This window comes from Paenibacillus sp. FSL H7-0442, assembly GCF_038593105.1.
Lineage (GTDB): Bacteria > Bacillota > Bacilli > Paenibacillales > Paenibacillaceae > Paenibacillus > Paenibacillus polymyxa_D.
The window spans coordinates 2,698,272-2,709,291 of sequence record NZ_CP151963.1 but is presented as its reverse complement, the minus strand read 5'-3'; the positions used below and the strand labels follow the sequence as shown (position 1 = coordinate 2,709,291).

Here is an 11,020-nt window from a genome sequence, read left to right as displayed (position 1 = left end):
ACGTATCTCTCCTCGCGAAATAGATAGAGGTAAAGTAACTCCTCATAAATGACCGCCCTTGTCAAGGAACTAGTCATGCGTGTCTTTTCTCCGGCATTAAATTGCCAATGGTAGTCGGCAAAAGCGATCACTCCTGATATACCATTGAGATATGGGTGCCTTCAAAGAGCTGAATTTGAATCGAAACAAGCGCATCTTCTTTTTCATCGCTCACACTTTCGCAGTGCAAGCTTTTTTAGTTGTGCGGACATAGCAAATAACTCTGATCTGGATGTATGAAAATGTGCATGGAATGAGAATATTTTTGAATTATGCTGAGAGTACATCTTGGTGGTGGGTTGTAGAATGGTTGCCACAATATTAACAACGTAGTGTATCATGATGTGTGCTGTCGAATCTTGGCTGGAGGGTATCGATGCTGTGAGATACATGAGCTGCTGCAGCGTGGTTAGGAGCGTGATTCACGACTGCGCTTATGACTTCCTGATTTTGTACATGGATGAAAAATGATGGTCATCGGACGGGCCAACGGGGTTCCCAGGCTGCTAAGGATACGTTTCACATACCTTAAAAATAATGAAGTTGTCTTTTGCAATACGGGAGATGTGGGACGGATTTACTGGATATGATGCTATGGACAGGGAATCTTACAGTTTGGCCTATACAACTGCCATGCTGTTTCAATTACAATCAGTGCCCCCATACATTGTCTAAAAAAGAGAACAGCTTATGTACTTATGAAGCCATTTCGGGAAGCAGTGAGGGCATGTTGTCCTGCTTGATGTCCATGGAGCTTCTGTTGAACAACTTCTATGTTCTGCAAGCCATTAAGCAAAGTCCTCATATCGGGCGAAAATAACTGGATCTTCTCAGTCAGATAGATCACGATTTTTAAAAACTAAGACATGATCGGAGTCGCCATATAAATTTCTCAAATCCTCTTATTGCCCAAAATTTCACAATAAATCCTTATATCCCTTTTTTCCTCCCAATACTTTCTAGCTATTTTAAATATACAAACTTTAAAACCGATTAGCATGGGACAAAAGTTCCAAATTGATAGATTTCATGAAATCCATAAATAACCCATATTATTCTATTATTTTTATATCTTCAAATACAAGAATTTCACTTTTTTATTAAATTGAATACCGATCATGACCTGTTAACGTGATTTAAGACAAAATTTTTGATTTTATAAATTGATAAAATCAAAATGACGTAGACTTGCAAAAAAGTCCAAAACCCTTGTATCAAAACAAATTTTACGTTACACATCATTAACACAAATGTAACAAATCAATTCTGACATCATCCGACAAATTTCAACTTTTTCAGCAATATTCTTTAATCACCTATATAATGGAATTTATTCACATCAAGCTGAAGTGATTCAAAATTAATAACTCTTCATTTTTTAAATAGATAGTGACTTTTCATAGCTCTTTTGAACTAATTCACATGCGAAATTTTCTTTAATTTTCTTCTGAAATTTCAGTTCAGATTAAATTTTTCTCTAATTTTAGCTAGAAACTTTGCTTTTTATTTAATAGAAACGTTTTGATCTTCCTTTAAAAGTATAAATTTTTAGAAAACTCATAACTTTGGAACTATTTTTTTTCGCAAAATTCAATGAACCGAAAACACAAAATAGCAAGTCTCCATGTTGCAAGAGACTTGCTATTTTTATGTTTTGGCGACTTGACCCTTAAGAATGAAGTGAATACTGCCACAGCGAACGTACCAGAAACATTTGTTGTGTGACGTATACTGTGTACGAATCGAATCGTTTTTGTTGCCGAGCACATCACAACCGATTGAGCTTCTGCCCTGTGATCAGACATGGAACAAATCCTTTGCAACCACTCACCAGATATCCAGACAAGCAATCGTATATCACGTCTTTTAGATGACAAGGGATTCCCGCGGCTGTCCACATTAACCGATTCAAACTGGTGCGAGAACTGAACCGGATATTGGCTTCTACGCCTACTTTGCTGCAATAAGAATCGTTCTTCACCCATCCACTACATCTGCTTGTAAATCTGTTGCAATTTCAATCATCTTAGGCACGACAGCCTCATTGGAAATAGCCACGTACACATCCCCCATGTAATGACGAAAAGGTATTTCTACGTCAGCATACTTCCACATGAAAAAATCTCCCTCGATCGACATGGTGCTCTCAGTACCTTGTATGATAAGCTCCCGTGAATACGAAAAGTTTGGCTGGGATGCAAAGTAATCTTTGCACTCCTCCAGGGAAATGGATTGCTCCACAGGATTTTCCTGCATGGAACGGGTGATTCGAAAACGCTGGTTCATTGATCTGCCTCCACAATTATGATTAAGAAATTCTGGCTCTCATACCTTATAATGTCCACATGATGATGTTAATTAAGTTGGAACTATATGGATATTAATTATACTTTCAAGCAGTTACTTTTTAGGACGCATGTTCAAACTGACTGTTGTATAGATCGGCATAGAAGCCGCCTTTTGCTAGCAATTCCTCATGGTTACCCATTTCGATAATGTCACCGTCCTTCATGACCAGAATCAGATCCGCATTCTTGATCGTCGAAAGTCGGTGAGCAATCACAAAGGAGGTTTTCCCCACAGTCAGCTGGTCCATCGCTTGTTGAATCAGCAATTCCGTACGCGTATCGACCGAGCTTGTGGCCTCATCCAGAATGAGCATAGGTGAATCTTCAATCATCGCCCTTGCAATGGTAATCAATTGCTTTTGACCCGCAGAGAGATTGGCTTTGTCATCCAGAACTGTATCATATCCCTGCGGCAGTGTTTTAATGAAACTGTGCAGTCCCACCGCTCTACATGCAGCTTCTACCTGCTCATCAGTAACATGATCTTTGGAAAAGACGATATTGTCACGAATCGTTCCTTCGAACAGCCAGGTATCCTGAAGCACCATACAGAATAATTCATGAATATTCTCACGCGTTAATTGGCTGATCGGGGTTCCGTCAATGTAGATTTCTCCATCGTTCAGCTCATAAAACCGCATGAGTAAATTCACGAGCGTGGTCTTACCAGCGCCTGTCGGACCGACAATGGCGACTTTCTGACCAGCTTCAGCTTTCATAGAGAAGTCTTTGATAATCATATGGTCTTCGTTATAACCGAAACGAACATGTTTGAATTCAACATCCCCTTTGGCGTTATCCAGCTTCATAGTCTTGTCACTTTCATCCGCCAATTCTTCTTCACCCAAAAATTCGAATACACGTTCACTGGCAGCAGCAGCCGATTGCAAATTGGTTGCTGCCTGCGCCAACTGTGACAAGGGCTGTGTAAATAGACGAATATACACCATGAAGGCGACAATAGTTCCGATGGTTATAGTCTGTTGGTTGACCAGCAAAGCTCCCACAACACAGACCGCGACATAACCAAAATTTCCAATGAACATCATGACTGGCATCATCAGACCAGACATGAACTGGGACTTCCATGCATTTGTATATAAGCGGCTGTTAATGCCATGAAACACCTCCTTGGCTGCTTGTTCCCCGTTATAGACCTTGACTACGTTATGACCAGCATAGGTTTCTTCGATATGACCGTTGATCTGGCCAAGCTCCGCTTGCTGTGCTACAAAGTATTTCTGTGAATGCTTCATAATCACGCTCATCAGGCTAAAGCCGATCAGCGTAGCTACAATTCCGGTAACGGTCATGATCCAGTTCGTATAAAGCATCATAATCAAGGCTCCCACGAAAGTGGCCAGCGCACTAACAAGCGTGCCGAGACTGTTGTTTAGCGTTTGTCCGATGGTATCGACATCGTTGGTTACGCGGCTAAGCACATTACCGTAACTCGTAGAGTCAAAATACTTCAAAGGCATATGATCGATTTTTCGAGACAGCTCTGTTCGCATCTTCTTTGTAAGACGCTGTGAGACGGTTGCTGTAATGAAGCCCTGAAAATAGTTAAAAATAAGACCAAATCCATATAAAAGCGCTAATACAAAAACAATCTTCTGAACAGCACTTACATCAATCCCGGTTACGATTCCTTCCTGAATCAGGTTGGCAATATCACTGAGCTTATCTGGGCCAATCACGTTGAGGGTAGAGCCGACCAGGGCCAGTACCATAGCGAGTATAATCATAGGCACATAGGCCTTGCTGTAGGATGCAAGCTGGCTGATGGTCTTTTTAAAATTATTTGCTTTTTCACCACCACCCCTGCCCCCCGTGGGACCTTTGCCCATGGGACCTGGCTGATTCATTTTCATTTGCTGGCTGTCGACGGTGTGTTCATTCTTATCCATGTATGAGTTCCTCCTTCGAAAGCTGCGAATATGCGATCTCCTGATAGGTGCTGCAGTTCGTCATCAGCTCTTCATGCGTGCCACTCCCTACAATCTCCCCCTGGTCCAGCACGATAATTCGGTCAGCGTCTTTGATAGTGCCTATGCGCTGACCAACAATAAGTGTCGTAGCGTGGCCGGTTTCTTTTTTGAGAGCGGAGCGCAGAATCCGATCTGTTCTGTAATCTAGTGCCGAGAAGGAATCATCGAAAATATAAATTTCCGGCTGTCGGTAGATGGCACGCGCAATCGACAGCCGTTGCTTTTGACCACCGGACACGTTCGCTCCACCTTGCGAAATTCTACCCTGATACTGACCATCCATTTTTTCAACAAACTCCGTTCCTTGAGCAATACCAACGGCTTCTTTGACGAGTTTCTCTGAAGCTCCTGCTCTTCCGTTAACACCATACGAAACGTTGGATACCACCGTACCGTTGAACAGTACAGCTCTCTGGGGAACATATCCGATTTTGTTATGGAGTGCCTGCTGATTATAGTTCCTGACATTCACACCGTCCACGAGTACCTCTCCCTCGGTCACATCATAGAAGCGGGGAATTAGATTGATCACGCTGGTTTTGCCGCTGCCTGTAGCGCCAATAAAGGCAACCGTCTCGCCTCGTTTCGCCGTAAAGCTAATATTGCGAAGCACGGCCTCCTCCGCGTCCGGATATTTGAAGCTGACATTACGGAATTCCACTTGCCCCATAACGCTTTCTTCTCCAGTCGTCTCATGCCCGTTAACGATACTGGATTCGGTATTCAAAACCTCCATGATCCGTTTGGCAGAAATCGAAGCTCGAGGCATCAGGAAGAAAATCATACTTACCATCATAAAGGCCATGACCACCTGCACCGCATAAGAGGAGAATACGACCATATTAGAGAATAGCGTAATGCGGTCCGGCACGGCCGCTCCGTTAATCAGGTAAGTGCCAACCCAATAGATCGAGACACTCAGACCCGACATAATAAAGGTCATACCCGGGCCAACCATTGCCATTAACCGGTTCGCAAACAGGTTTGTATTCGTCAATTCGGCATTAGCCTGCCCGAACTTCTCCTCCTGATACTGATCTGCATTATAAGCGCGCACCACCCGAAGCCCGGTCAGATGCTCACGTGTTACTCTGTTCAGATTATCGGTGAGACGTTGGATTTTTTGGAAACTCGGAAGAGCGAAAATAACAATGACACTCAGCATCAGGATCAGGACAGCCACAGCCACTCCTGTAGAGGCGGTCCACTGCCAGTTTTTATCCGCAATTTTTGCAATGGCCCACACGGCCAGAATCGGCGCCTTGATGATCACCTGCAGCCCCAGCGCAACCACCGTTTGAATTTGGGTAACATCGTTCGTGGAGCGGGTGATAAGGCTGGCTGTTGAAAAGTTGTTCATCTCTTCCATGGAAAAAGATAAGGCCTTGTCAAAGACCATCGCACGCAGACGCATGGCCAGCCCTGCCGCGACCTTTGCCGCAAAATAGCCGACAATAATAGATGCAATCATACTGCCGACGGCACAAAACAACATGTAACTGCCGGGAATCAGCAGTTCGGACATAGGTGTTCCTTCTGTTTGCAGCTTGGTCGTAATTTCCGCCATATAATCAGGTAGCTTCAGATCAAGCCATACCTGCACAACGATGAAAGCCAGGCTGCAAAGCACGAGCATCCATTCATTTTTTTTGAGATATTTGAATATCTTTAGCATTCCGTTGCTCTCCTTTTATCTGATAGTCTTTGATGTCTGGTGAAGTATGGTGCTCCTGCGTCTGCATAGAAATTCAGCTTCTAGAGACAATAAGCTTAATGAGCCGGATCAGTTCTTTGGCATCCTGTTCGTCTAACTTTCGAAGAACATTCTCGGTCCATGTGATTCCTTCCTTATGCCTATCAATCATAAATTGCTTACCTGAATCCGTAATGAATACAATCACCTTACGTTTGTCATTGACATCAGTACGCCGTACAACTAGTCCTTTCTTCTCAAGGCTCTTCAGTGCCGTTGCTACTCGTCCCGTACTGACGGACAAGTATTCGCTCAAGTGGCCAGAGGTAACCCCGTCCTTATTGAAATTCAGACAAATGAGAATCCCCATTTCGCCACGTGAGAAGTGCCCTCGTTCCTCTAATGCTGGTTTCCGCGATTTGACGATATACTCGAATAGTTCTGTCGCTAATGCTTTATAATCCAATGGTCACAACACCTTCTCGCTAATACCTTATAGTATGAGATAATTAATCTTATAGTATAAGATAATAATAATGTTGGGTTACAAAGTCAATTAGAGAAAATATGGAATACAAAAAATCCTCCGTAACCAGCTTGTATTTTCACCAAATTTTCCACACAAAAAGTTCAATGGAAATGCCAAAAACTCGAGGAGTGGTTTGCAAGGCTTTTACCAACCTTCACTTCTAACATTGATAGCTACATTGCATTGTAACGTCCATGGTATGAATAACCATCTTATAGTGCCACATATCACAACACCTAAGAGCTAAAACCGAATCTCATCTTATGTATCTTCCTCTGACATGCTCTCTGTGGTCGCATAGTTCATTGAATTAGACCTTCTGTAGAGTACCTTGATAGAGTACTTTACAAAAGGTCTAAAGGACGTACTTTTTTCGCTTAATCGACCATTTCCATTTCAAAGTCTTTTATCGTTGCATTCGGTCTTAAAATCTTTTCCTGGTCAAATATAGCTAGCGGTTCACCACCATTTTAACTTTGACAGGCCAATTATGATTAGCAAGAGCTCAGTCTTAGAACCCTGTAGTATACTGTGTAGGGATTGCAGTTTCTTTTTTCAATTTTGATGCGGCTTCCAGTGACCAATAAGGATTTCTCAACATCCCTCTACCCACAGCAACCAGATCGGCCTCTTCATTTCCGATAACTGCATTCGCCAATATTGGATCTTCTAGTCTTCCAACGGCCATCACTGGAATATCCAAAGCTTCTTTGATCTCTTTTGCTAAGGGGACTTGATACGCTGCGTGAGTTCCTGGTCTGCCCCATGCAGCTATAGGTCCCTCACCGCCAGATGAAATATCAAACATATCTACTCCTGCCTTTTGATATTCCTTGGCAAAAGCAATGCTTTCCTTAATACCATATCCACCTTCTACGTATTCTTTGGCAGAAATACGCATCAAGAGCGGCATATCTTCTGGCATTTCACCCTTCGCTGCCTGGATGATTTCCCGACCAAAAAGGGTAAGGTCTTTACCATATTCATCTTCCCGTTTGTTCGTAAGCGGCGAATGAAATTGATGAACCAAATAGCCATGTGCACCATGAATTTCAATGCTGTCGAATCCAGCCTTGACAGCGCGAGCTACAGCAGCACGAAATTTCTCAACCAGGCCTTTAACCTCTCCTGTTGTAAGCGCGCGAGGTTGTTTTGAATTTTCATCAAATGCAATAGCAGATGGTGATACAGGAACTTCAGCATCTTCCGCCTTGCGTCCGGCATGCGCGATCTGGATTCCCACTTTGGCACCGTAGCTATGACAAGCATCTACAATCCGTTTGAGAGCAGGAATTTGCTCATCTGACCATAAACCAAGATCAAAATCGGAGATACGACCATCCGGCTCTACATCTGTCATTTCAATTATGATAAAACCAGCTCCGCCTACCGCACGGCTAACGTAGTGCATATAATGCCAATCTGTGGCAACCCCGTCCTTTTTGAAAACCGAGTATTGGCACATTGGAGGCATAACTACGCGATTTTTCAATTCCAAACCTTTAATTGTATAGGGACTAAATAAATCTTTCATGTGAGAAAGACTCCTCTCTGAGTTATATTAGGAAAAACAACAACAAAATGCATGCACAAGCATATATACTAACATGTTTGTTTCATTTGTCAACTCTAAGCATGATTTCAAAACTTCAAAGTAAGATTACGTCATTTACTCGTTTGTTGTAGTAAGCCACTTCTTCGTCTATATCGTAAAACCGGCATTGCCTGACCACGTAGTCATCGGAGCCATACGCTATTCTTCATAGTGATCCCGCTTTTTAAATTAATTAATGCACATTTTGCTTGCTTATTTTTCAAAAAAATACGTGAATGATTTGAATAAACTGTGAGCGCTTCTTGTTTCCACTAGGAAGCGCTCATACTGTATATTAATTTTTGATGTGGAGGAAAATCTACATTCTCATGCTCTCCATAAAAAAGCTCAATGCGTTGGACACCCACTTCTTGGGATGAAGAACAAGCTGAATTTCCAGCTTGAGTTCGGCATGCTCAAAGGGTAACACCTTCAGCTCTTCCCGTTCAATCTCCTCCAGCGCAGCCATTAGAGGTAGAATGGATATACCCTCTCCAGTCTTGATGCTCCGTTTGATCGCTTCCGGATTACCCAGCTCCAGGCTTACGCGATAGGTGATTCCATTTGCTCGAAGCACTCTCTCCAGCAGTTGTCTGTAGTTGCACGTATGCTCGGGCATAATCCACTCCGCATCCACCAGATCATCCAGGCCGATTCGCTCTTTAGCGATAAGCGGATGGTTCGGATGGACAATCAGCACAAGCGGTTCTTCTCGAATCGTAATCCACTGCAAGGCCGGATTGCTTGAATCGTCCGCGAGGATCAGTCCAACATCGGCCTCCCCTTCCCTGACCTGGTGCAAAATCATCTCTTCGCGATCCGTATGCAATCGTATGTTCAGATCAGGGTATTCTTTGCGAGTCGCCTGCATAAACGGCGGCAGAAAATACGAAGCGATGGAATCCATAGTACCGATCGTCATAGAGCCCCCGCCCTGCTTGGCCAATTTTTCTTTCGATTGCTCGAAAAGCTCCAGCATTTGTCCAGCAAGCTTGAACAGTTCTTCCCCGGCAGAGGTAAGACGAATCTTGTTGTTGCTGTAGCGTTCGAACAATTTGACTTGATACGTTTTCTCCAGCTTCTGAATCTGGGTCGTGACGCTGGATTGTGCGTAACCGAGCACTTCTGCTGCTCTCGTAAAGCTTTCACGAATAGCAACTTCCCGAAATGTCTGAAGATAAATGAAATCCATTCTGGCCACCCCATCAAAAATTTTGATTAGAATCATCGCTTATTATAGATAACTCCGATGCTGTCTCCTATGTTACATTAGATTTAATTCAACGGGAAGGGATAACTGATGATGATGATGAACGAACAACATATTCATGGGATTTTCATACCGCTGATTACACCTTTTACGCGTGACTATAAGTTGGACATCAATTCGTACCGGAAGTATGTTACCTATCTTGCAGGTCATGACATTCAGGGACTGGTTGTTAACGGTACGACAGGAGAGTCGCCAACCGTATCCTGGGATGAAGTGAAGCAAATGGTACAGGTGACGCAGGATGTTCTGAAGAGCATGAACAAAACCATTCCGATCGTCATTGGCACGGGAACGAACGATACCTATTCAACGGTGCATCGGACGGAAATGGCGGCTGAATTAGGAGCGGATGCAGCCATGGTGGTCACTCCGTATTACAACCGACCGACGCAGGAAGGGATCTTGGAGCATTTCCGTGTCGTATCTCGTGTAGGCCTGCCTGTGCTTGTATATGAGATTCCGGTTCGCACGGGCAGTCGCATGACAATAGATACCATACGCAAGGTGCTGGACCTGGATGGCGTAATTGGGCTCAAGGACAGCACGGGCGGTCTTGATCTGCTCTTAAAATTGACCCAGTACGAGACCAAGCCTGTCCTCTGCGGAGAGGATGCCTATTTCCATGCCATGCTATGTCAGGGAGCTGCCGGCGGTATGCTTGCATCCGCTCATCTCAATATCCAGAAGTATGTGGATACGTACCAACGTTTTGCAGCTGGCGACATGAACGGGTCGCGAGACAGTTTTAAGCTACTGGAACCGCTGATCCAGCATGTATTTGCAGAGCCAGCCCCGGCCGCGATCAAGTGGTGGCTTACCCAGCAAGAGATTATTGCCGCCGAGCAATTGCGCCTGCCACTTATGCCACTGTCGGATCAGGTGAAGCAGGGACTCCTGAATTCAATCGTATCCTGATAAATCAGCTTATCTCAGACTACCCAATCATAACGTAGAGGAAGCATCTCCTAGTCAGGAGATGCTTCAATTTTTAGCCGGAACTGGCACCCTTCTGAAAAACGAATTTAAGAAGATACCTTCTATACTAGAACGCTATAAGTTACTGGTCTAAAATTGGTGAAGATGAATGTAGCACATAGCAATTTGATGTTTGAAGACGTGTCTTCTATTGAGCTTAAAATGTCCGAAAGATCATTGCGTTGCTTGCCCCACCCAACCCTAACTGTCTGTCATCAAGATACATTTTTTGCAAGTCCCTCAATCTGAAAAGCTCACAAGCAATAGCTGGATGGTTGCTAGTAAATCCAGTTGCAGCATTAAGGGAATTCTTTGTGTACGCGAAATCATTGCAAAAAGAAGCTGCCGATGAATTTCATCGACAGCTCTTCTCTTTTACGCAGTATACTCCTCAATCCTATTCGCTGGACAACTCCTTGAGCGATTTGACTTTACCATGGGGATGCTGTTCTTGCTTTCGTGACTTCCAGGCTGCTTCTTTCCTTTTCTTCTGGTGAGCCATAACAGATATCCTCCTTTGGAAATTGTGATGTATACTACTTTCTTAAGTTGTCATTTCTCAGCTCTGTTCATTCATA

At 43.7% G+C, this 11,020-nt stretch carries 8 protein-coding genes; 1 reads left to right on the top strand and 7 read right to left on the bottom strand.

Translation table 11 applies throughout. The annotated features are described in order from the left end of the window. Positions 1-2,016: 2,016 nt before the first annotated feature. The 6 genes from MHH57_RS12055 to MHH57_RS12030 form a co-directional block, all read right to left on the bottom strand. On the bottom strand, positions 2,017-2,325 hold the full coding sequence (locus MHH57_RS12055) for a hypothetical protein (protein ID WP_342435121.1): 309 nt from the start codon (positions 2,323-2,325) through the stop codon (positions 2,017-2,019). A 121-nt stretch (positions 2,326-2,446) separates the two neighbouring features. Next, positions 2,447-4,297 carry an ABC transporter ATP-binding protein gene (locus MHH57_RS12050; protein ID WP_342435120.1) on the bottom strand — a complete coding sequence of 617 codons (1,851 nt, stop codon included), beginning with the start codon at positions 4,295-4,297 and terminating at the stop codon, positions 2,447-2,449. Continuing rightward, positions 4,290-6,053, bottom strand: a complete 1,764-nt coding sequence (locus tag MHH57_RS12045) for an ABC transporter ATP-binding protein (protein ID WP_039275165.1) — start codon at positions 6,051-6,053, stop codon at positions 4,290-4,292. Before MHH57_RS12045 ends, MHH57_RS12050 begins: the two co-directional genes overlap by 8 nt. Before the next feature lie 73 nt (positions 6,054-6,126). Next, positions 6,127-6,537, bottom strand: coding sequence for a MarR family transcriptional regulator (locus MHH57_RS12040; protein ID WP_069011340.1), 411 nt, complete (start codon positions 6,535-6,537; stop codon positions 6,127-6,129). 574 nt (positions 6,538-7,111) lie between these two features. Then, positions 7,112-8,134, bottom strand: a complete 1,023-nt coding sequence (locus MHH57_RS12035) for an NADH:flavin oxidoreductase/NADH oxidase (protein WP_342435119.1) — start codon at positions 8,132-8,134, stop codon at positions 7,112-7,114. Between the two features lie 379 nt (positions 8,135-8,513). Further along, positions 8,514-9,386, bottom strand: coding sequence for a LysR family transcriptional regulator (locus tag MHH57_RS12030; RefSeq protein ID WP_069011343.1), 873 nt, complete (start codon positions 9,384-9,386; stop codon positions 8,514-8,516). A 114-nt stretch (positions 9,387-9,500) separates the two neighbouring features. Here MHH57_RS12030 and dapA point away from each other — a divergent pair, with 114 nt between their 5' ends. Beyond that, complete coding sequence (dapA, locus tag MHH57_RS12025; RefSeq protein ID WP_165150627.1) at positions 9,501-10,382, top strand: 4-hydroxy-tetrahydrodipicolinate synthase; 882 nt, start codon at positions 9,501-9,503, stop codon at positions 10,380-10,382. 457 nt (positions 10,383-10,839) lie between these two features. Here dapA and MHH57_RS12020 read toward each other — a convergent pair whose 3' ends face one another. Beyond that, positions 10,840-10,944, bottom strand: a complete 105-nt coding sequence (locus tag MHH57_RS12020; RefSeq protein ID WP_023988604.1) for a DUF6254 family protein — start codon at positions 10,942-10,944, stop codon at positions 10,840-10,842. Positions 10,945-11,020: the final 76 nt, after the last annotated feature.

Coding starts and splice junctions, on each gene's coding strand:
- MHH57_RS12035 (WP_342435119.1), bottom strand. CDS start 8,134: ATGAAAGATTTATTTAGTCCCTATACAATTAAAGGTTTGGAATTGAAA.
- MHH57_RS12045 (WP_039275165.1), bottom strand. CDS start 6,053: ATGCTAAAGATATTCAAATATCTCAAAAAAAATGAATGGATGCTCGTG.
- MHH57_RS12020 (WP_023988604.1), bottom strand. CDS start 10,944: ATGGCTCACCAGAAGAAAAGGAAAGAAGCAGCCTGGAAGTCACGAAAG.
- MHH57_RS12055 (WP_342435121.1), bottom strand. CDS start 2,325: ATGAACCAGCGTTTTCGAATCACCCGTTCCATGCAGGAAAATCCTGTG.
- MHH57_RS12050 (WP_342435120.1), bottom strand. CDS start 4,297: ATGGATAAGAATGAACACACCGTCGACAGCCAGCAAATGAAAATGAAT.
- MHH57_RS12030 (WP_069011343.1), bottom strand. CDS start 9,386: ATGGATTTCATTTATCTTCAGACATTTCGGGAAGTTGCTATTCGTGAA.
- dapA (WP_165150627.1), top strand. CDS start 9,501: ATGATGAACGAACAACATATTCATGGGATTTTCATACCGCTGATTACA.